Origin of the sequence: Agromyces laixinhei (assembly GCF_006337065.1) — a bacterium.
GTDB classification, from domain to species: domain Bacteria; phylum Actinomycetota; class Actinomycetes; order Actinomycetales; family Microbacteriaceae; genus Agromyces; species Agromyces laixinhei.
Genome location: NZ_CP040872.1, coordinates 1,047,014 through 1,066,495, shown reverse-complemented (window position 1 = coordinate 1,066,495; position 19,482 = coordinate 1,047,014). Strand labels below are relative to the sequence as shown.

General features: G+C 71.1%; 19 protein-coding genes and 1 pseudogene. 1 reads left to right on the top strand and 19 read right to left on the bottom strand.

Going from position 1 to position 19,482, the window contains the following annotated elements; all coding sequences use genetic code 11:
• Window position 1: 1 nt before the first annotated feature.
• From FHG54_RS16320 to tilS, 17 genes and pseudogenes are all read right to left on the bottom strand, one after another.
• Window positions 2–178: a hypothetical protein gene (locus FHG54_RS16320; protein WP_168197112.1), complete on the bottom strand. Its 177-nt coding sequence runs from the start codon at window positions 176–178 to the stop codon at window positions 2–4.
• A gap of 68 nt (window positions 179–246) precedes the next feature.
• Window positions 247–408: a hypothetical protein gene (locus tag FHG54_RS16315; protein ID WP_157002170.1), complete on the bottom strand. Its 162-nt coding sequence runs from the start codon at window positions 406–408 to the stop codon at window positions 247–249.
• A 4-nt stretch (window positions 409–412) separates the two neighbouring features.
• The gene (gene lysS / locus FHG54_RS05025) at window positions 413–2,005 is read right to left on the bottom strand and encodes a lysine--tRNA ligase (RefSeq protein ID WP_139416299.1); all 1,593 of its coding nucleotides are present in this window, start codon (window positions 2,003–2,005) and stop codon (window positions 413–415) included.
• Window positions 2,006–2,333: 328 nt separating this feature from the next.
• Entirely contained in the window at window positions 2,334–3,200 is an 867-nt protein-coding gene (gene panC, locus FHG54_RS05020; protein WP_232333700.1) for a pantoate--beta-alanine ligase, read from the bottom strand.
• Entirely contained in the window at window positions 3,197–3,979 is a 783-nt protein-coding gene (locus FHG54_RS05015; protein WP_139416298.1) for a Rossmann-like and DUF2520 domain-containing protein, read from the bottom strand. Before FHG54_RS05015 ends, panC begins: the two co-directional genes overlap by 4 nt.
• Entirely contained in the window at window positions 3,969–5,870 is a 1,902-nt protein-coding gene (locus FHG54_RS16310; RefSeq protein WP_168197111.1) for a PH domain-containing protein, read from the bottom strand. Before FHG54_RS16310 ends, FHG54_RS05015 begins: the two co-directional genes overlap by 11 nt.
• Window positions 5,867–6,397, bottom strand: a complete 531-nt coding sequence (locus tag FHG54_RS04995; protein WP_139416297.1) for a PH domain-containing protein — start codon at window positions 6,395–6,397, stop codon at window positions 5,867–5,869. Before FHG54_RS04995 ends, FHG54_RS16310 begins: the two co-directional genes overlap by 4 nt.
• Complete coding sequence (locus FHG54_RS04990; RefSeq protein ID WP_139416296.1) at window positions 6,390–6,863, bottom strand: DUF3180 domain-containing protein; 474 nt, start codon at window positions 6,861–6,863, stop codon at window positions 6,390–6,392. The genes FHG54_RS04995 and FHG54_RS04990 overlap by 8 nt, the downstream gene beginning before the upstream one ends.
• Window positions 6,860–7,345, bottom strand: a complete 486-nt coding sequence (gene folK, locus FHG54_RS04985) for a 2-amino-4-hydroxy-6-hydroxymethyldihydropteridine diphosphokinase (protein ID WP_139416295.1) — start codon at window positions 7,343–7,345, stop codon at window positions 6,860–6,862. The genes FHG54_RS04990 and folK overlap by 4 nt, the downstream gene beginning before the upstream one ends.
• Complete coding sequence (gene folB, locus FHG54_RS04980; protein WP_139416294.1) at window positions 7,342–7,728, bottom strand: dihydroneopterin aldolase; 387 nt, start codon at window positions 7,726–7,728, stop codon at window positions 7,342–7,344. The genes folK and folB overlap by 4 nt, the downstream gene beginning before the upstream one ends.
• A complete protein-coding gene (gene folP / locus FHG54_RS04975; RefSeq protein WP_139416293.1) occupies window positions 7,721–8,533 on the bottom strand; it encodes a dihydropteroate synthase in 813 nt (270 codons plus the stop codon). Before folP ends, folB begins: the two co-directional genes overlap by 8 nt.
• Window positions 8,526–9,146 (bottom strand): GTP cyclohydrolase I, encoded by a 621-nt coding sequence (gene folE / locus FHG54_RS04970; RefSeq protein ID WP_139416292.1) that lies wholly within the window; start codon window positions 9,144–9,146, stop codon window positions 8,526–8,528. Before folE ends, folP begins: the two co-directional genes overlap by 8 nt.
• 38 nt (window positions 9,147–9,184) lie before the next feature.
• Window positions 9,185–11,203, bottom strand: a complete 2,019-nt coding sequence (gene ftsH / locus FHG54_RS04965; RefSeq protein WP_139416291.1) for an ATP-dependent zinc metalloprotease FtsH — start codon at window positions 11,201–11,203, stop codon at window positions 9,185–9,187.
• 91 nt (window positions 11,204–11,294) lie between these two features.
• Entirely contained in the window at window positions 11,295–12,008 is a 714-nt protein-coding gene (locus tag FHG54_RS04960) for a DUF2652 domain-containing protein (protein ID WP_139416290.1), read from the bottom strand.
• A gap of 58 nt (window positions 12,009–12,066) precedes the next feature.
• Window positions 12,067–13,767 carry an MFS transporter gene (locus tag FHG54_RS04955; protein WP_139416289.1) on the bottom strand — a complete coding sequence of 567 codons (1,701 nt, stop codon included), beginning with the start codon at window positions 13,765–13,767 and terminating at the stop codon, window positions 12,067–12,069.
• A gap of 62 nt (window positions 13,768–13,829) precedes the next feature.
• Window positions 13,830–14,381 (bottom strand): hypoxanthine phosphoribosyltransferase, encoded by a 552-nt coding sequence (gene hpt, locus FHG54_RS04950; protein WP_139416288.1) that lies wholly within the window; start codon window positions 14,379–14,381, stop codon window positions 13,830–13,832.
• Between the two features lie 98 nt (window positions 14,382–14,479).
• Window positions 14,480–15,635 (bottom strand): annotated as a pseudogene (gene tilS / locus FHG54_RS16925) (tRNA lysidine(34) synthetase TilS).
• Window positions 15,636–15,696: 61 nt separating this feature from the next.
• On the opposite strand from tilS, the gene ppa reads away from it, so the two are divergent.
• Window positions 15,697–16,182 carry an inorganic diphosphatase gene (gene ppa / locus FHG54_RS04940; protein WP_139416287.1) on the top strand — a complete coding sequence of 162 codons (486 nt, stop codon included), beginning with the start codon at window positions 15,697–15,699 and terminating at the stop codon, window positions 16,180–16,182.
• Window positions 16,183–16,630: 448 nt separating this feature from the next.
• Here ppa and FHG54_RS04935 read toward each other — a convergent pair whose 3' ends face one another.
• The gene (locus FHG54_RS04935) at window positions 16,631–17,878 is read right to left on the bottom strand and encodes a C40 family peptidase (protein ID WP_139416286.1); all 1,248 of its coding nucleotides are present in this window, start codon (window positions 17,876–17,878) and stop codon (window positions 16,631–16,633) included.
• A 25-nt stretch (window positions 17,879–17,903) separates the two neighbouring features.
• Window positions 17,904–19,226, bottom strand: a complete 1,323-nt coding sequence (locus FHG54_RS04930; RefSeq protein ID WP_139416285.1) for a M23 family metallopeptidase — start codon at window positions 19,224–19,226, stop codon at window positions 17,904–17,906.
• Window positions 19,227–19,482: the final 256 nt, after the last annotated feature.

Genomic DNA, 19,482 nt, shown 5'->3' with positions numbered 1-19,482 from the left:
GTCAGGCTGCCGGTCGCTGCTTGGCGAGCTTGGCCCGCTCCTCAGTCTCGACTCTGGAGTACGCCCTGCGCTCGTTGCGATCGGCGTGGATGACCGCGCGCATCACGAACCAGAAGATGAGCCCGATGAGCACGGTCGGCGCGAGCGACCAGATCGCGTTCGCCCAGAAATCGTCCATAGCCTCATCAGACTACCCCGAATCTCCGCGCCGACGCGCACCTGCGCGCATCTGCGGATGCCGCCCGCTCAACCACCGCCCGCGACGATGCCCCAGATGCCGGAGCCGAGCAGGTAGAGGCCGATGGCGCCGACGACGATCCAGATGCCGAGGCGCATGTTCGACGGGCGCTTCGGATCCTTCTCGGGTTCGAGTTCGCCCTTCGGCAGGTAGTCGTTCATCTGCGGCATCCGCTCATTTGACCAAGGGGAAGAGGATCGTCTCGCGGATGCCGAGGCCGGTGAGCGCCATCAGCAGGCGGTCGATGCCCATGCCCATGCCGCCCGACGGGGGCATGCCGAACTCGAGCGCCCGCAGGAACTCCTCGTCGAGGCGCATGGCCTCGGGGTCGCCGCCCGCGGCGAGCTTCGCCTGTTCGACGAAGCGCTCGCGCTGCACGACGGGGTCGACGAGCTCGGAGTAGCCGGTCGCGAGTTCGAAGCCGCGGATGTAGAGGTCCCACTTCTCGACGACCCCGGGAATCGAGCGGTGCTCGCGCACGAGCGGCGAGGTGTCGAGCGGGAAGTCCATGACGAAGGTCGGCCGAACGAGCCCCGACTTCACGTGGTGCTCCCACAGCTCTTCGACGTACTTGCCGGGCAGCGGGTGGTCGACCTCGACGCCGATCTCATCGGCGAGTTGCTTCAGGCGCTCGACCGGCGTCGACGAGGTGATCGTCTCGCCGATCGCCTCCGACAGCGAGCCGTACATCGAGATGCGCGCCCAGTCGCCGCCGAGGTCGAAGTCGGTGCCGTCGGCCCAGGTCACGACGTGCGAGCCCGAGGTCGCGAGCGCGGCATCCTGGATGAGCTGCTGCGTGAGGTCGGCGATCGTGGTGTAGTCGCCGTACGCCTCGTAGGCCTCGAGCATCGCGAACTCGGGCGAGTGCGTCGAGTCGGCGCCCTCGTTGCGGAAGTTGCGGTTGATCTCGTACACCCGCTCGATGCCGCCGACGACGGCACGCTTCAGGTACAGCTCGGGCGCGATGCGCAGGTACAGCTCGGTGTCGAAGGCGTTGGAGTTCGTGACGAACGGGCGAGCGGATGCCCCGCCGTGCATGACCTGCAGCATCGGCGTCTCGACCTCGATGAAGCCGAGGCCGTCGAAGGTGCGCCGGAGGCTCGAGTTGACCTTGGCCCGGTCGATGACGTTCTTTCGGGCCTGATCGCGCGAGATGAGGTCGAGGTAGCGGCTGCGCACGCGCATCTCCTCGGAGAGCTCGTTGTGCAGGTTCGGCAGCGGCAGGATCGACTTCGAGGCGATGCGCCACTCCTTCACCATGATCGAGAGCTCACCGCGCCGGCTCGTGATGACCTCGCCGGCCACGAAGACGTGGTCGCCCAGGTCGACGAGCTCCTTCCACTCGGCGAGCGACTCCTCGCCGACCTCGGCGAGGGAGACCATCGCCTGGATGCGGCTGCCGTCGCCCGCCTGCAGCGTGGCGAAGCACAGCTTGCCGGTGTTGCGCGAGTGCACGACGCGACCCGCGACGCCGACCTCGACGCCGCTCGCCTCGTCGACGCCGAGCCCGACGAACCGGTCGCGCACCTCGGGGATCGTCGCCGTGATCGGCAGGCGCACGGGGTACGCACCGAAGGCACGGTCGTCGGATGCCGCGATCAGCCGCTCGCGCTTGGCGCGGCGCACGGCCTTCTGCTCGGAGATCTCGTCGGCGCTGATCTCGTCGGCAGTGGGCTGGTCGGCGCTGGGCCCGTCGGCGCTGGGCTGGTCGGCGCTGGGCTGGTCGGCGCTGGGCTCGGGCGCGGCATCCGTCTGGTTCTCGGCCATCGTTCTCTCTCGTCGTGCGGCAGTGCCGTCTGTACCGGGGTGCGTGCACCAGCCTAGGCGTGCTCGGCGATCCGATCCTCCACGGAGCGGCAATCCTCCACGGAGCGGCGATCCTCCACGGCGTGGCAATCCTCCACGGAGTGGCGTCGGAGGACGCGAGTCCCGTCGGAGGGCCCGGCTTCGTTGCCTCCGACGGGACCCGTTGCCTCCGACGGGACCCGTTACCTCCGACGCGTCCCGGCGCCGCCGACGCGTCCCGGTGCCTCCGATGGCGCCCGGCGCCGCCGACGCGGCGGGTCAGAGCGGCGCGCGCCGGTCGGTGCATGCGTCAGCCCAGCGTGATGGCGGCGTTGTCGATGAGGCGCGTCGCGCCGACACGGGCGGCGACGAGCACGACGGCCGGGCCTCGCGCACCATCGGCGACGGGGAGGAAGGTCTCGGGGTCGACGACCACGAGGTAGTCGAGCGTCACCTCGTCGTGGTCGCCGAAGGCGGCCGCCCCCTCGGCGAGCACCTCGGCGAGGCCCTCGGGCGCCGCGGCATCCGCTGCCCTGAGGGCTTCGATCAGGGTGAGGGCCGCGGCCCGCTGACCCGGGTCGAGGAATCGGTTGCGACTCGAGAGCGCGAGCCCGTCGGCTTCGCGCACGGTCGGCACGGCGTCGATCGCGGTCGGCACGTCGAGGTCTTCGACCATGCGACGCACGAGGAAGATCTGCTGGGCGTCCTTCTGCCCGAAGACCGCCACGTCGGGCCGCACGATGTTGAGCAGCTTGCCGACGACGGTCAGCATGCCGTCGAAGTGGCCCGGTCGCGATGCGCCCTCGTAGAGGGAACCCACCTCGCCGGCACTGAGCGTCGTGCCGGTCGGCCCGTTCGGATACATCTCGGCGACCGACGGCGTGAACACGAACGCGACCCCGAGCCCCGCGAGCGCGGAGACATCGGCCTCGAGGGTACGCGGGTAACGGTCGAGGTCTTCACCCGGGCCGAACTGCAACGGATTCACGAAGATCGACACGACGACGACGTCGGCGAGCTCGCGGGCGCGGGCCACGAGCGCCAGGTGGCCGGCGTGCAGCGCGCCCATGGTGGGCACGAGAGCGACGGATGCCCCGGCCGCCCGTCGCTCGGCGAGCCGCTCGCGCAGTTCGGCGATGGTCGGCACGACACGAATGTCGAATACGGACTCGGTCACGCGCCACCCCACATCCGCCGGTCGGAATCTGCGTCGTCGATCGTGTCGGCGTCGATCATGTCGGCGTCGATCATGTCGGCACTGTCGGCGCCGCTGTCGTGCCGGGCGAGTGCGTTCTCGACGGCGCTGCGCACGAGCGGGGCGAGCACGGCTCCGGGCCGGCCGACGCCGATGCCGTCGAGGAGACCGCTGGCCTGATCGACGATCGACGTCGAGAACGAGACGGCGGTGTCGATCGCCTCGCCGTATGCCGCGCGGTCGTGCTCGGCCACGACGAACGGCTCGCCGCCCATCTCGACGACGAGCGCCTGCCCGATCGGCAGCACCGGCGCGGGCGCCGTGACGGCGAACCACGTGCCCGGCAGACGTGCGAGATCGATGCTCGTTCCGGTGAAGCTCATGGCGGGGTGCACCGCGAGCGGGATCGCGCCCGCCGCACGTGCAGGGTCGAGCACGCCCGTGCCGAACCGTGCGACGGTGTGCAGCACGAGCTGACCCGGCCGCCACGCGCCGGCCTCGGCGAGACCGGCGACGAGCGGCACGAGCTCGGGCTCGGGCACCGCGAGCAGCACGAGTTCGCTGCGCTCGATGATCTCGGGGATCGGCAGTACCGGCACCGAGGGCAGCATCGTGGCGGCCCGATCGCGGCTCGCGTCACTGACCGCGGCGATGCCGGTGAGCGCGTGCCCGGCACCGGCGAGCGCCGAGGCCAGCACCGCGCCGACGCGGCCGGCGCCGATCGTGCCGACGCCGAGTCGGCCCGGGCGATCAGTCGACATGGCGGGGGGCCGATTCCTCTGGCGCTGCTGCCTGAGCCTGATCAGCGGGCGAGGCGGGCTCAGCCTCGGGCTCGGGTTCAGCCTCGGGCTCGGGCCCGGGCCCGGGCTCGGCCTCGGGCTCGGGCTCGGGCTCGGGCGACCCCGGCGCGCTGGCGCCCCAGTGGTGCGAGGTGTCGCTCGCCGCGCGCTCGATCGCCTCGTGCGCGAGCCGCTCGAAGAGCGCCGTCGCATCCGGACGATGGGCGACGGGCAGCAGGGCCGAGACCGGACCGGTCACGGTGTGCAGTCGCAGTGTCGCGAGGTCGAGCCTGCGTTCGATCGGGCCGACCGACAGGGCGACCGACTGCATGCGCGCGAGCGGCACGAGGGTGAGACTGCGGATGAGCGCCCCCCTGCGGATCACGGCGACGCCCGAGGCTTCGGCGAGACCGATGCGCTTCCACGAGAACGGGCGCAGCCACGCAGCTCGCTTCGGCGTGACGGAGAAGCCGCCGGCGTCGCCCTGACCCACGAGACCGGCGTCGACGAGTGCCTCGACGTCGGCCGCAGCGTCGGGCAGCAGCAGGGCGAGCACCCGATGCACGTCGGCCGCGGTGCCGACCGGGAGCACGATGGTGCGCTGCGTCGACTCGCCCGAGGCCGAGACCGACTGCCCGGCGACGTTGATACGCACCGACCACCAGCCGAACGGCCGCCAGAACACCCACTGCGTGGCTTCGACGGCATGCACGCGACCCGGGGGGATCGTCTGGTTGGCGGTCGAGAGGAGGCCGTACCCGATGCGCACACCGTCGGCCGTGCCGGCGATCGAGTAGCGCAGCGACTTCGTGATGCGCGACCACATGTAGCTCACGAGACCGATGGCCGCGGGCACGAAGCTGAAGAGCACCCACATCTGACCGCTCGTGACCCCGATCACGATGATCGCGATGAGGATGACCACCCAGATCATGGAACCGCCGAGCAAAGTCGACCCGATCACGCGGCCGAGCGGCAGGTGCACGACCGACTCCGGCGGAGCGAGGTCGGGGTCGAGTTCGGGCGCGAGGAACTCGTCGACGCGCTGCGTGACGAGTGCGCCGGCACGGGCCGTGACCGGCGTGCGGGCACCGGCGGCAGCGGCATCGCCCGCACCCACACCACCGGCACCGGCGACAGCGGCATCAGCGCCGGCACCGCCATCGCTGCCAGTGCCGGCACCCCGGGCATCGGGTTCCGTCGCGACACCGGGCGCCGCGGCATCCGCTCGCCCCTCTGCCGCCCCTGCGGCAGCCGCAGTGCCCTGCGTGCGTTCGGCTCGCGCGCCCGACGCGAGGCGCAGCACGTCGGCGCGCAACGCGTCGGCGAGGGAGGAGCCCAGGTAGGCGAGCTGCACGTTCGCCGACTGCCCGGCCACCGAGATCTCGAGTTTCGCCGTTCCGAAGAGCCGCGCGAAGAGCGGCCGGTTGACGTTGATGCCCTGGATGCGATCGAGTCTGGCGCTGCGGTGCGAGCGGAAGAGGATGCCGCTGCGCACCTCGACCGCCTCGCCGGTGACCCGGAATGTGTGCATGCGCCACGACAGCCAGAAGCCGATGACGACCACGACGATGATCGCGGCGAGAGCGAGCAGCGCCCACCCGACCAGCCCGTTCGACACGATGCCGCCGACCGGGTCGTTCGCCCACTCCTGCTGCCAGTCGTCGTACTCGGCGTCGACCCGGTCGCTCGAGGCCGGAGCGAAGATCGTGAGGAAGATGTCGATGACCCGCTCGCGGAGGTTCGCGATCACGAAGCCCAGCACGGCGAGGAACAGCAGACCGCCGCGCAGCAGCGGGCTCGCCGGGTGCAGCCGGTGCCACTCGCCGTCGGCGAGGTTCACCGCTGTCTGCGGGCGGGTGCCTGTGCTCACAGTCCCGCCCGGCGCGACTCGGCGAGGGCCACGAGTTCGTCGCGCAACCGGTCGGCCTCCGCCATCGGGAGACCGGGTACGGTCACGGCGCTCGCCGCGGCCGCGGTCACGAACTTGAGGTCGGCCAGGCCGAGGGCGCGCGCGACCGGACCACGCGTGATGTCGACGAGCTGCATGCGCCCGTAGGGCACGGCCACCTGGCGCTGGAACATGATGCCGCGGCGGAAGAGCAGGTCGTCGGCGCGCAGCCGGTACCGGATGGAGCGCACTCGGCGCGGCTCGAAGGCGATGGCGATGATCGAGACCACGGCGATCGCGATCGCGACCCACAGCGCCCACTGCCAGTGCAGCACGAAGTAGGCGCCGAGCCCGATGCCCACGAAGACGACCATGCCGATGATCGAGCCGATCACCTCGACGAGCACGTACTTCGGCGAGACCCGCTGCCAGTCGGAGTCGGATGCCGCAGGCCGGCGCGATTCGTCGCGGGCCGTCTCATCAGGCTGGGGGCCGGATGCCTCAGGCATGCGCTTGCTCCTTCTTCTCGGTGTCGGTGTCGTCGGGGGGCAGCGTGCAGAAGGCCTCGGCGACGAGGCCTCCGGCCAGCAGGAGCGCTGCGCCGATCGCAGTGGCGACGGCGAGCCAGATCGTCGCCGGGGGCGGCACGACGCTGCGCGTGACCAGGAACAGCGTGATGCCGATCCCGAAACCGAGCAGGAGCGCCCCGCTCAGGCTGCAGGCCTTCGCCAGCACCGCGGTGCGCATGGCACGGAACGGGTCGAGGTGCTTGGTCGCCTTGCCCTTCACCGCCCGGCGGATGGGCCAGGCGAAGGCCACGACGAGTGCCGCGACGCCCGCGAGGGTGATCGACAGCGAGATCGGCGGCACGATCGCCTTCGACCCGCCCGACACGATCGCGAGGTCGATGAGGTACCCGGCGACGAGGCCCGCCAGCACGAAGGCGATGATCGTCGAGGGGTGCGTGCGCTTCATCGACGCACCACCTCGTCGGTGGCCGCAGCGCGCAGCGCGGCGATCGGCCCGTGCCCCGCGAGCTCGGCGTCGGGGTCGATGTCGAGCCACGGCGCCAGCACGAACGCCCGCTGCGAGGCACGCGGATGCGGCAGCACGAGCCGCTCGTCGTCGAGCACGATTCCGTCGACGTCGATGAGGTCGAGATCGAGCGTGCGGTCGCCCCAGTGCTCGGTGCGCTCCCGTCCGTGCTCGAGTTCGATGCGCTGCAGCAGATCGAGGAGCGCGTGCGGAGCGAGCGCCGTCTCGACGACGATGACGCCGTTCAGGTAGCGCGGGGCGTCTTCGTCGACGCCGGAGTCCTTGACGGCGGCCGACTCGTACACGGGCGACACGGCGACGAGGGCGATCCCGGTCGCCTCCGCGATCTCGCGAACGGCGGCGGCGATCGTCGCCTCACGGTCGCCGAGGTTCGCCCCGAAGGCGATGACGGCGCGCGTCATGCCCGGCCCCTCACGATCGTGACGGCGACATCCGAGAAGGGCACGGTGATCGGCGCCTGCGGCTTGTGCACGGTGACTTCGACCTCGTCGACGGCCGCGTAGCCGAGCGCGACTGCGGCGACCCGCTCGGCGACGGTCTCGATGAGGTCGACCGGGTCGCGTTCGACGGCGGCCACGACCGCCTCGGCGAGCTCGCCGTAGTGCACGGTGCCGGCGAGGTCGTCGGATGCCGCTGGTGCCGCGAGGTCGAGCGCGACCGACACGTCGATCACGAACTCCTGCCCCTCGGTGCGCTCGAACTCGAACACACCGTGGTGCGCGCGGACGCGGAGTCCCGTGAGGGTGATGCGGTCGGCCCGCCCGCGATTGCGCAGTTCAGTCACGTCGTCCACTCTGCCATGCGCCGAGCACGTCGAGGGCTCGGCGAGTGCCCTGCACGTCGTGCACGCGCACCGCCCACGCCCCGGCCTGCGCCGAGAGCACGCTCACCACGGCGGTCGGCAGGTCGCGATCGACGACGGATGCCGCGTCGGGCAGCATCGCCCCGAGGAAGCGCTTGCGCGACGCACCGACGAGGATCGGCAGCCCGAGGCCGGCCAGCACGTCGAGTCGGCCGAGGAGCTGCCAGTTCTGGTCGCCGCGCTTGGCGAACCCGAGTCCGGGGTCGAGGATGAGTTTCTCGGGGGCGACTCCCGCGGTGACGAGCGCGTCGACCCGTTGCGCGAGTTCGTCGCGCACCTCGACGGCGACGTCGGCGTACTCCGCGAGCGAGTCCATGCGATCGGAGTGGCCGCGCCAGTGCATGGCGACGTACTGCGCGCCGGTCTCGGCCGCGATCGGGCCCATGGCCGCGTCTGCGAGGCCAGCGGAGACGTCGTTGATGATCACGGCCCCGGCGTCGACGGCCGCCCGCGCGGTCGCGGCGCGCATGGTGTCGACGCTGACTCGGATGCCGCGACCCGCGAGCTCGCGGATGACGGGAACGACACGGCGAAGCTCCTCTTCGGGCGCCACGCGGGCCGCGCCGGGCCGGGTCGACTCACCGCCGACGTCGAGGATGTCGGCGCCGTCGGCGACGAGCTCGAGGCCGTGCGCGATCGCCGCATCGGCGTCGAACCAACGCCCGCCGTCGCTGAACGAGTCGGGCGTGACATTGACCACGCCCATGACGAGCGTGCGATCAGGCATGCGCCGATGCCCCGATGAGCGTGATGATCTCGGAGCGGGCCGCGGGCTCTGAGAGCGCGCCGCGGCTCGCGATCGTCACGGTCGAGCTGCGCTCCTGGCGGGAGCCACGCGTGGTGACGCAGCGGTGTTGCGCGTCGAGCACGACGAGCACGCCGCGGGGGTCGAGGCCCGCCACGAGCGCGTCGGCGATCTCCTCGGTGAGCCGCTCCTGCAACTGGGGGCGTCGTGCGAGCGTGTCGACGACCGCCGGGATGCGGCCGAGCCCCACCACACGATCGCCCGGCAGGTACGCCACGTGCGCGGTGCCGACGAAGGGCAGCAGGTGGTGCTCGCACACCGACCGGAACGCGAGGTCGCGCAGCACGACCGCTTCGCCCGTGGCCGGCGCACCGGCATCCGCACCGCCCAGGCTCTGTCGAAGCGACGACCCGATCGGAACGGCATCGGCGAGGTGACTGAGCGGATCGACGTCGAGGCCGCCGAAGAAGTCGGCGTAGGCCTCGGCGACGCGCTGCGGCGTGCGCTCGAGCCCCGGCCGTGACGGATCCTCACCGATCGCGAGCAGGATCTCGTGCACGGCGCGCCGGATGCGCTCGGCATCCACTCCGGCCATGACTCCCCCTCTTCGGGTCGACGGGCGTGGCCCGACGGTTAGGCCGTCGCGGGCCGCGGGTTCGACTGCGGTGCGCGCACCCGCGCCTCGTCGTCGATGGGCAACTCACCCGAGTCGACACCGCCGTCGACCGCACCCTGGTCGATCGGCATCTTGTCGGTCGGGAACGCGATCGGCGGCCGGTCGGAGACGGGGCGCTTGTCGCTCGAGAGCCAGAGCGGGCGCTCGGGCAGCTTCTTGACGTCCTTGAAGATCTCGGCGATCTGCTTGTGGTCGAGCGTCTCGTGTTCGAGCAGCTCTGCGGCCAGCTTGTCGAGGATGTCGCGGTTGTCGTTGAGCACCTGCCAGGCCTCGTCGTGCGCCTGCTCGATGAGCTTGCGCACCTCGAGGTCGACCGTCTCGGCGACCTCTTCGGAGTAGTCGCGCTGATGGCCCATGTCACGGCCGAGGAAGACCTCGCCCTGCGACTGGCCGAGCTTGACGGCGCCGACGTTCGCGCTCATGCCGAACTCGGTGACCATCTTGCGTGCCGTCGAGGTGGCCTTCTCGATGTCGTTCGACGCGCCGGTCGACGGATCGTGGAAGACGATCTCCTCTGCCACCCGGCCGCCCATCGCGTAGGCCAACTGGTCGAGCAGCTCGTTGCGGCTGACCGAGTACTTGTCTTCGAGCGGCATCACCATCGTGTAGCCGAGGGCGCGGCCGCGCGGCAGGATCGTGATCTTCGTCACGGGGTCGGTGTAGTTCATCGACGCCGCCGCAAGGGCGTGGCCGCCCTCGTGGTAGGCCGTGATGAGCTTCTCCTTGTCTTTCATGACACGGGAGCGGCGCTGCGGGCCGGCGATCACACGGTCGACGGCCTCGTCGAGGGCGCGATTGTCGATGAGTTGCGCGTTGGAGCGTGCCGTCAGGAGCGCGGCCTCGTTGAGCACGTTGGCGAGGTCGGCACCCGTGAAGCCGGGGGTCTTGCGGGCGAGCACCTCGAGGTCGACGCCGTGGGCGAGCGGCTTGCCCTTCGAGTGCACCTCGAGGATCTTCTGGCGACCCTTGAGGTCGGGCGCGTCGACGCCGATCTGCCGGTCGAAGCGGCCGGGGCGCAGCAGCGCCGGGTCGAGGATGTCGGGGCGGTTCGTCGCGGCGATGAGGATGACGTTGGTCTTCGGGTCGAAGCCGTCCATCTCGACGAGCAGCTGGTTCAGGGTCTGCTCGCGCTCGTCGTGACCGCCGCCGAGGCCGGCGCCGCGGTGGCGGCCGACCGCGTCGATCTCGTCGACGAAGATGATGGCGGGCGCGTTCTGCTTCGCCTGCTCGAACAGGTCGCGCACGCGGCTCGCGCCGACGCCGACGAACATCTCGACGAAGTCGGAACCCGAGATCGAGTAGAACGGCACGCCCGCCTCACCGGCGACCGCACGGGCGAGGAGCGTCTTGCCGGTGCCGGGAGGGCCGTAGAGCAGCACGCCCTTGGGGATGCGCGCCCCGACGGCCTGGAACTTCGCCGGCTCCTTCAGGAACTCCTTGATCTCGTGCAGTTCTTCGATCGCCTCCTCGGCGCCCGCGACGTCGTCGAACGTGACGGTGGGGCTCTCCTTCGAGACGAGCTTCGCCTTGGACTTGCCGAACTGCATGACCTTGTTGCCGCCGCCCTGCATGCCCGAGAGCATGATCCAGAAGAACAGGCCGATGAGCACGAGCGGCAGCAGGATGCCGAGCATCGAGAGGAACCAGTTCGGCTGCGGCACCTCGTCGTTGAAGCCGTCTGCCGGGTCTGCCGCGTCGACGGCCGCGATGACGTCGGCCCCGCGCGGGGTGACGTAGTAGAACTGCACCTGCGTGCCGAGCTCCTCGTCGGCCTTCGCGAGGGTCAGGTCGACGCGGTTCTCACCGTCGACGATCTTGACCGAGGCGACCTTGCCGTCGTTCAGCAGCTCGAGGCCCTCTTGCGTCGAGACCTCTTTGAAGCCCGAGGCGGTGATGAGGCTCGACCCGATCCACACGGCGACGATCGCGAGCAGAATGTAGATGATCGGCCCGCGCAGGATCTTCTTGATGTTCATGGTGCTCACAGGCTACATTGCAGTCACCGAATGGCAGCCGAGTGTTCGCTGAGGGCTGTGCGTCGCGCGCTGCGGGCGAGCGGCGGTGAGTTCACCGATCGGATGCCGCGCGGCGGGTGTCGCGAAGTCCGAGCATGTAGGGCACGCCGGGGCCCACCGCGGCGAACGTCTGCCCGATGCGCTTCGGCCACGAGGGCGTCGGCATCACCGTCTCGCCGTCGAGCTCATCGACGTCGACGTAGTACCCGCGCACGGCCCCGAACCCCTCGAACTCCGACACCACGTCGTGCACCGGGGCAGGCAGCGCGTCTACGCCCGAACGGTAGAGCTCCTCTGAGAGCAGCACGTACTCCGCGACGTCGACCGGGTTCTTCAGCATGCGATGCACGAGGATGACGTCGATGCCGACCAGCTTGATGCGATCGCGGATGGTCTGCGTGGCGACCTCTCCGACGTGCGCCACGAACTTCAGTTTGAGGTCGGACGCGCCCTTGCATCCCTTGCAGGGGCAGAGGTTGGCCGTGACGTACGCGCGTTCGAGGTGGAAGGCGCGATGCATGGCGAGGGCCGCGTCGAGGATCACGGGGATCGAGGCATCCGTCTCGCCGTCGCCCAGCTGCAACGAGAGGAAGGCGGCGTCGCCCTCGATCTCGATGAGGTCGAATCCGGGGGCGGCGTCGATCATGCGCTCGAGCATGCGACCGGTGTTGACCTCGGCGTGCGCGAGGCTCATGCGGTGGGAGCTCATGTAGTCGGTGTAGCCGCCGATGTCTGCGATCAGCAGCACGGCGCGGCCGGAGATCATGCCTCACCATCCCATTGAACTGAGCACACCTCAACACCCCTGTTCAGGAGGGCTGCCCTCAGGAGGGCTGCCCTCCTGAAGGCGGGTCGACGAACGGATGCTTCGGGGCGTATCGGTCGAGCTGCCCGTCGACGACGACGGCCGCCTCCTGCGCGCTCGCCGTGTAGCCGAGCACGACGGGAAGGAACCGGTCGGAGCCGAGCGCCCGCAGCGCGAGCGCACTGTTCGCCGTGACCGTGGCCGTTCTTCGCGTGCGGCGCAGCAGCGCGATCTCGCCGAAGCCCTCCCCCGGGCCGAGCCTCGCGACGACCCGGCCGTCGCCGACCACGTCGGCCTCACCCGCCTCGATCACGTAGTAGCGGTCGCCGACGTCGCCCTGCGTGAACACGGCGGTGCCCGCGGGAACGGCGACCGGCTCGAGGCCGCGGGCCAGCTGTTCGATGGAGGGCAGCGGCAGCGTGCGGAGCATCGACACCCGCCGCAGCAGCTCGATGTCGTCGTCGATGACGTCGACCGAACGGTCCATGCCGCGCAGGCGCCGGAGCGACACGAGCGCGAGCACCGGGCACACGAGGCCGATCGCCACGAGCGCGGTCGTCGCTCCGAACCATTCGATCAGGGCCGACGTGACGACCGCGCCGATGCCGATGAAGACGGCGACGAGGCTCTCGAGCACCCCGAAGACGCGAGCGAGCACCTCGTCGGGGGCCAACCGGGCGATGAGGGTGAACCCGGCGACGTCGATGAGGGCGTTGCCGACGCCGACGAAGGCCAGCAGGCCGAGGGCCGGCACCTCGTAGGGCGCCAGGCCGACGAGCGTGAACGGCAGCCCCCAGAGCGCGACTCCGACGGCGAACCACACGCCGAGCCGCCCGGTGCCCACGAGCAGCGAGGCCGCGAGCGATCCGAGCACCGCACCGACCCCGACCGCGGTCATCAGGGCGCCGACTCCCGGCTCCCCCGTGCCGAGCAGTTCGATCGCGACCACGACGGAGAGCACCGTGAGCGCGCCGCGGGTGAGGGCCTGCGCCGCGGCGAGACCGAGGATGAGCGACAGGTCGCGGTTCGACACGACCGCCTTCACGCCGTCGAGCGCCTCCCTGGCCAGGTTGGGGCGCTGCGGCGCGGGAGGGCGCGGCGGCGCGTCGTATCTCAGCCGAACGAGCAGGCCCGCCGCCCAGAACGACGCGGCCGCCGCGACCGCGAAGACGACGTCGACGCCGGTGAACTGCAGCAGCACCGCCGCGAGCAGCGGGCCGACGAGCGTGGCGGCCGAGTCGAGGAGCCCTCGCACGACGTTGGCGCTCGCGAGCTCATGACCCGTGCGGCAGAGCGAGGGCAGCAGCGCGGAGTGCGCCGGGCGGTAGAGGGTCGCGGCGATCGTCGAGAGCACGGCGAGCACGTAGATGACGGCGACCGGGCCCGACACGGCGGCGACCACGGCGGCGCCCGCCGTCGCGAGGCCGCGCACGATGGAGACGAGCACGAGCACCCGCTCGCGTCGGCCCCGATCGGCGATGGGCGACAGCAGCGGGGCGAGGATCGCCGAGGGCAGCATGCGAAGCAGGCCCACCAGGCCGAGCGCCACCGCGCCGCCGTCGCGATAGGCGACGATGCCGAGGGCGACGGTGAACGCCCACTCGGCGGTCCACGCGCCGAGGAAGCTGAGTTGGGCCCGGCGCAGGTTGCGGTTGCGCCAGTTGCTCGTGAACGCGGCGGCAGCGTCGCGCAACGTGCTTCGGCGTTGCCCTTCGGCCATGCGAAGACTCTAGGCCCGCGACCGCTCGCCGCGCGAGGGATCAGCGGTAGACGTGCGGTGGATCAGCTGTAGACGTGCGGTGCCAGGATCGCGACGTCGCGGAGGTTGCGGTAGTTCTCGGCGAAGTCGAGGCCGTAGCCGACGACGAACTGATTCGGGATGTCGAAGCCGAGGTACTTGACGTCGACCTCGACCTTCGCCGCATCGGGCTTGCGCAGCAACGCGCAGATCTCGACCGACTCGGCGCCGCGGGACTCGAGGTTGCCGCGCAGCCAGCTGAGCGTCAGGCCCGAGTCGATGATGTCCTCGACGATGAGCACGTGGCGGCCGGTGAGGTCGGTGTCGAGGTCTTTCACGATGCGCACGACGCCCGACGACTGGGTGCCCGCGCCGTAGGAGGAGACCGCCATCCAGTCCATGTTGAGGTGCGGCCGCAACTCTCGTGCGAGATCGGCCATGACCATGACGGCGCCCTTCAGCACGCCGACGAGCAGCAGGTCCCTGCCCTCGTAGTCGGCCTCGATACGGCGGGCGAGCTCGGCGAGCTTCGCATGGATCTCGGCTTCGGTGACGAGCACCTCGGTGAGGTCGGCCTCGATCTCGCGCGCGTACATGCCTGCTCCTTCTGTGACGACGACGGATGCGTCGAGCCTACGCCGCGTCGGCGGTGCCCCGTGCTCAGCGGGCGGCCGGCTCGGCTCGCTCGGCTCGCTCAGTGGTCGTGCGGAAGGATCTCGGTCGACCCCGTCGTGCTCAGCACGATGTGCCGGCCCGCGCGGGTCGCGAGCACCCCGCCCGGCAGGTCGATCGGGCCCTGCCCGTGCCAGTCGGTGACGAGCCGGGCGACCTCGAGCGTCTGAGTGCGAGAGAGCGAGACGCCGAACTCACTGCCCACGACGTGCCGGATGACCCGCTGTCGCAGCGCCGCCGGGTTCGCCGAGAGGGCGCCGACCGAGATCGCGATGCCGGCCTCTGCGGGCTCGCAGATCTCCTCGATGAACTCCTCGATCTGCTCCGAGAACGCCGCCTCGTCTTCACGGAGGTGCTCGGCCGTGCGCGCGAGCGCCTCGGCGATGCCCGGCCCGAGTTCGGCCTCGAGCACGGGCAGCACGCGCTCGCGCACCCGCACCCGTGCGTACGTGGGGTCGAGGTTGTGCGGGTCGTCCCACGGGGTGAGCCCCGCGTCGAGGCAGGCCTGCCGGGTCGTGGCACGGCGGATGCCGAGGAGCGGCCGTGCGTAACGGCCGGCGCGCGCCGGCATGCCCGACAGGCTCGCGGCGCCGAGCCGCGCGCGAGCCCGAGCAGCACGGTCTCGGCCTGGTCGTCGAGCGTGTGGCCGAGCAGCACGAGGGCGGCCCGGTCTCGGCCGCCGCGGCGTCGAGCGCGCCGTATCGGGCATCGCGAGCGGATGCCTCGGGACCCCCCGCGCTGCCCGCCCCGGTCGACGGCACTTCGACGCGTCGCACGAGCACGGGGCCCAGCCCGAGCTCTCGCGCGGTCGCCGCCGCGGCAGCCGCGACCTCGGCCGAGCCGGGCTGCAACCCGTGGTCGACGATGACGGCGCCCGCGCGGCATCCGGCCCTCGGCGCTTCGAACGCGGCGGCCGCAGCGAGGGCGAGCGAGTCGGCGCCGCCCGAGAGGGCGACGAGCACGAGTGTGCCGCCCGGTTCTCGCCGAGTCGCAGGAGCTGAAGTCGACCGACCGGCGCGAAGCTCGGCGTGTCGCCCCTCGGCTCCTTCGGCTCGGCGATCGGCCGACTCGGCACCGGCGGGGAGCACGGCACGCACCGCCCGGCGCACATCGGCGATCGGCGGTGTCAGGCGCGGGCGCCGGGGAGCCGCGGCATCCGTCGGCTGATCGTGAGGCATCAAGTAACCTTATTCCGCGCCCCGCGCGGGCGACGAAGCTTCCAGAATCAAGGAGAACAGCATGGGCGAGTACGCCGCCGTCATCGAGATCCCCAAGGGGAGCCGCAACAAGTACGAGGTCGACCACGAGACGGGCCGGGTCTTTCTCGACCGCGTGCTCTACACGACGTTCGTCTACCCGACCGACTACGGCTTCTTCGAGAACACCCTCGGCGACGACGGCGACCCGCTCGACGTGCTCGTGCTGCTCGACTACCCGCTCTTCCCGGGCGTGGGCGTCAAGGTGCGCCCGGTCGGCGTCTTCCACATGACCGACGACGGCGGCGGCGACGCCAAGGTGATCGCCGTGCCCGCCGGCGACCCGCGCTGGAACCACATCCAGGACGTCAACGACATCCCCGAGTTCACTCGCAAGGAGATCGAGCACTTCTTCGAGCACTACAAGGACCTCGAGCCCGGCAAGTGGGTCAAGACCGAGGGCTGGGCCGACGCGGCCGAGGCCGAGGGGCTCATCCAGAAGGCGATCGAGAAGTTCCCCGGTCACTGACCACGGCATGAACCGAGCGGATGCCGCGGGCTCGCGGCATCCGCTCAGTATTTGTAGGCCGAAGGCCGCGTGGTAGGACCCAGCCCCTGCCCTCGCTCCCAGCCCCCTGCCCCTAGCTCCCAGCCCCAGCCTCCAGCCCCGGCTCCCAAGCTCCAGCCCCCGGCTCCAGCCCCTCACCCCCACCGGGTTTGTAGGTCGAAGGCCGCTTGGTAGGACGAAACCGTGCCCCGCTGTCCTACAACGAGGCCTTCGTCCTACAAACCGATGTACGCGCAAACCGTTGTACGCGGCGTGCGGCGAACCTTGGCGCAGCGCTGGCGCAGCGCGCGGCGTACCTGGCGCAGCGCGCGGCGAACCTGGCGCAGCATTGGCGCAGCGCGCGGCGAACCTGGCGCAGCGCTGGCCAGCACTGGCGCGGCGCGGCGCGGCGTGCGGCGAACCTCGTCGGTCAGCCGGCGGGGCGCGCCGCGGCTGAGGGGCTGCCCCAGATCGGCCACTCGCGCACGGGCTTGCCGTAGTCGGGCGCCTCGAGGATGCGGCCGCCGCCGAGGTAGATGGCGACGTGGTAGTAGTTGCCGCTGGAGCCCCAGAAGAGCAGGTCGCCGCGCTGCACGCTGCCGAGCGGCACGGCTTTGCCGCGGCCGGCGAGCGTGTGGTACTGGTTCGTCGCCGAGTGCGTGCCGATGCCGATGCCCGCAGCGCTGTACGCGGCGCGGGTGAGGCCAGAGCAGTCCCACTCGTCGGGGCCTGCGCCGCCGAGCCGGTAGGGCTCGCCGAGCTGCTGGCTCGCGAACCAGATCGCCGTCTCGACCGCGCTCGCGTTCGGCGGGGCGGGGTCGGGGTTCGGCGCCGGGGTGCTGCCGCCGCTGCCGCCGCTGCTGCCGCCGCTGCCGCCGGTTCCCCCGGACGGCGGCGCCGGAGTGCTCGGCCGGCTGGCCTCGAGGGCTGCCATCGCCGCCTCGCGCGCCTGCCCCTCGACGCGCTCGCGCTCGAGTTCGGCGGTCGTGTCTTTCAGGGTCGCGAGCTGGGCGTATAGCTCGGCCGAACGCTGCTCCTGCGCGGTGACGGCAGCCATCGCCGATTCCGCTGCGGCATTCGCCTCGGTCGCCTTCGCCTCTGCGAGTGCCGCGAGCCTCGCGCGCTCTGCGGCCGCTTCGGTGGCCTGCGCACGCAACGAGTCAGCCGTGTTGCGGTCGGCGATCGCCTGCTCGTAGACGGCCTGCGACTGCTCGCCGAGCTTCGTCGCCATGCCGAGCTGCTTGAGCAGGCCATCGGCGCCGTCGCCCGCGAAGACGAGCTCGGAGCTCAGGTCGTTGCCCCCGGCCTTCGCGATGTGCGCTGCGAGCAGGCCCGCGCGCATCTTCGAGATCTCCGCCACGGCGTCGGCCTCGCCGGCCTGCCGTGCGAGAGTCTGCTCTCGTTCGGCCGCCTGGTCGCGCTGGTCGGCGGCGATGCGATACGACTCGGCCGCCATCTGCGACGCCTGCACCGCGGCATCCGCTGCCTGCTGGAGGCCCACAAGGAGCTCGCCGACGCGTGCGATCTCGGCCTGCTTCGTGGCCTCGTTGCTCTTGGCCTGCTCGATCTCGCTCCACGACGGGTAGTCGGGCTCGGCCATGGCGGGCCCGCCCGCGGCGACGACCGACGCCGTCACCGCGCCGACGGCGACCGCCGAGAAGATGGTTGCGGGCTTCACGCGCGACAGCGGTCTGGTGCGATTGTCAGCCAAAGTAGACCCCCCGGTCCCCCATGAACGGCTCGGGGTCGATGCGGCTGCCGCCGTTGTAGACCTCGAAGTGCAGGTGACAGCCCGTCGATGCCCCGGTCGTGCCGCTCGACGCGATGTTCTGCCCGGCGCCGACCCACTCGCCGACGCCGACGAAACGGCCCCCGTCGCGGATGTGCGCGTAGCCGGTCGAGATGCCGCCGCCGTGGTCGACCTTGATGAAGTTGCCGTAGCTGCCCGAGTACCCCGAGAACGTCACCACTCCGCTGTTCGCGGCGTAGATCGGAGACGAGCAACCGGTGCCGATGTCGACCGCGTAGTGGAAGCTGCCCGAGCAACCGCTGCCGGCGCAGATCGGCGATCGCGGCCCGTAGCCGCCCGTGAGTCCGCCGCTCGCGGGCAATGCCCAGCCCGATGAGGCCGGCGTGCCCGGCGAGCCGGCACGCAGGGCCTCCTGTCGGCGCCGCTCCTCTTCCTCCTTGCGGATGCGCTCGCCCTCTTCGTAGGCCGCCGTGGTCTTCGCCTCGGCGTCTTTCAGGAACGCGAGCTGGGCGTCGAGCTCGATCTTCTTCGCCTGCGATTCGGCGAGTGCTGCTTCGGCCGCCGCCTGCGCCTCCTGAGCCGCGACGAGGGCCGCTTCGGCGGCGATGCGCAGCTTCTCGCGCTCACCCTGCGCCACTTCGGCCTGGCCGCTCAGCGCCTCGGCGGTGTTCTGCTTCTCCTGTGCGCGGTCGTAGATGCTCGAGGTGCGCTCGACCATCTTCTCCATGTTGCCGAGCTTGGAGAGCAGCGTGTCGGTCGCCTGCGCGTTACCGGCATCGAGGAAGAGGTTCACCCCGACGTCGCTGCCGCCCGAGCGGTAGAGCTGCGCTGCGACCTGGCCGGCGTTCGACTCGGCTGCCACCGCCTCTGCAGCGGATGCGTCGGCCTGAGCCTGGATCTGATCGGCACGCAGCACGGCCTCGTCGTACTTCTGCTGGGCGAGGAAGAGCTCGTCGGTGCGGCGCTCGGCCTCGGCTCGCGTGAACGCGACGTTCGCCTCCAGCTCCGCGATGAGTGCGGTGACCTGTTCGACCGCCGCAGCGCCGGCGGCGGTGTTGGCCTTGGCTGCCTGCAGTTCGTCCCAGCTCGGATACGTCGCCGCGATCGCGGGCTGCTGCATCGGCGTGATCACGGGAGCCATGAGTGCGGCACCGACGATCGCGACCAGGGCGACGAGACGCCGCGCGGCACGCGAGCGACCGGCTCGCCGAACGCCGCCTGATGCCGGGCTCGTTCGGGCCCCGCCGGTGGGCGTTCGGTCTGTGGTGCGGTACATCTTTCCCCGTCCACGCGGGCTCGGGTCCCCGCGCTCCTCGACTCTCGGTTCGGGCACTGGCAGCCCCACGATAGGCGGGAGATCGGCCCACACCGGGCATTTCACGGGCATGTCCGCGGATGCCGCGTGGCGGTGCCGTCGCGAGTGTGTGGCCGGCGCCGCGGCATCCGCTGCCTTCGAGTGCCTGGTTGCTGTCACGATTGAAGGGTGTCCCGATACCACCTCACCCGAGAGTTGCACTGGCAAGGACGATCCG

What these genes read in the sequence shown, in the direction of transcription:
- FHG54_RS16320 (WP_168197112.1), bottom strand. Translation starts at nt 178, where the DNA reads ATGGACGATTTCTGGGCGAACGCGATCTGGTCGCTCGCGCCGACCGTG.
- FHG54_RS16315 (WP_157002170.1), bottom strand. Translation starts at nt 408, where the DNA reads ATGCCGCAGATGAACGACTACCTGCCGAAGGGCGAACTCGAACCCGAG.
- lysS (WP_139416299.1), bottom strand. Translation starts at nt 2,005, where the DNA reads ATGGCCGAGAACCAGACGGATGCCGCGCCCGAGCCCAGCGCCGACCAG.
- FHG54_RS05015 (WP_139416298.1), bottom strand. Translation starts at nt 3,979, where the DNA reads ATGTCGACTGATCGCCCGGGCCGACTCGGCGTCGGCACGATCGGCGCC.
- FHG54_RS04995 (WP_139416297.1), bottom strand. Translation starts at nt 6,397, where the DNA reads ATGCCTGAGGCATCCGGCCCCCAGCCTGATGAGACGGCCCGCGACGAA.
- FHG54_RS04990 (WP_139416296.1), bottom strand. Translation starts at nt 6,863, where the DNA reads ATGAAGCGCACGCACCCCTCGACGATCATCGCCTTCGTGCTGGCGGGC.
- folK (WP_139416295.1), bottom strand. Translation starts at nt 7,345, where the DNA reads ATGACGCGCGCCGTCATCGCCTTCGGGGCGAACCTCGGCGACCGTGAG.
- folP (WP_139416293.1), bottom strand. Translation starts at nt 8,533, where the DNA reads ATGCCTGATCGCACGCTCGTCATGGGCGTGGTCAATGTCACGCCCGAC.
- folE (WP_139416292.1), bottom strand. Translation starts at nt 9,146, where the DNA reads ATGGCCGGAGTGGATGCCGAGCGCATCCGGCGCGCCGTGCACGAGATC.
- ftsH (WP_139416291.1), bottom strand. Translation starts at nt 11,203, where the DNA reads ATGAACATCAAGAAGATCCTGCGCGGGCCGATCATCTACATTCTGCTC.
- FHG54_RS04960 (WP_139416290.1), bottom strand. Translation starts at nt 12,008, where the DNA reads ATGATCTCCGGCCGCGCCGTGCTGCTGATCGCAGACATCGGCGGCTAC.
- FHG54_RS04955 (WP_139416289.1), bottom strand. Translation starts at nt 13,767, where the DNA reads ATGGCCGAAGGGCAACGCCGAAGCACGTTGCGCGACGCTGCCGCCGCG.
- hpt (WP_139416288.1), bottom strand. Translation starts at nt 14,381, where the DNA reads ATGTACGCGCGCGAGATCGAGGCCGACCTCACCGAGGTGCTCGTCACC.
- ppa (WP_139416287.1), top strand. Translation starts at nt 15,697, where the DNA reads ATGGGCGAGTACGCCGCCGTCATCGAGATCCCCAAGGGGAGCCGCAAC.
- FHG54_RS04930 (WP_139416285.1), bottom strand. Translation starts at nt 19,226, where the DNA reads ATGTACCGCACCACAGACCGAACGCCCACCGGCGGGGCCCGAACGAGC.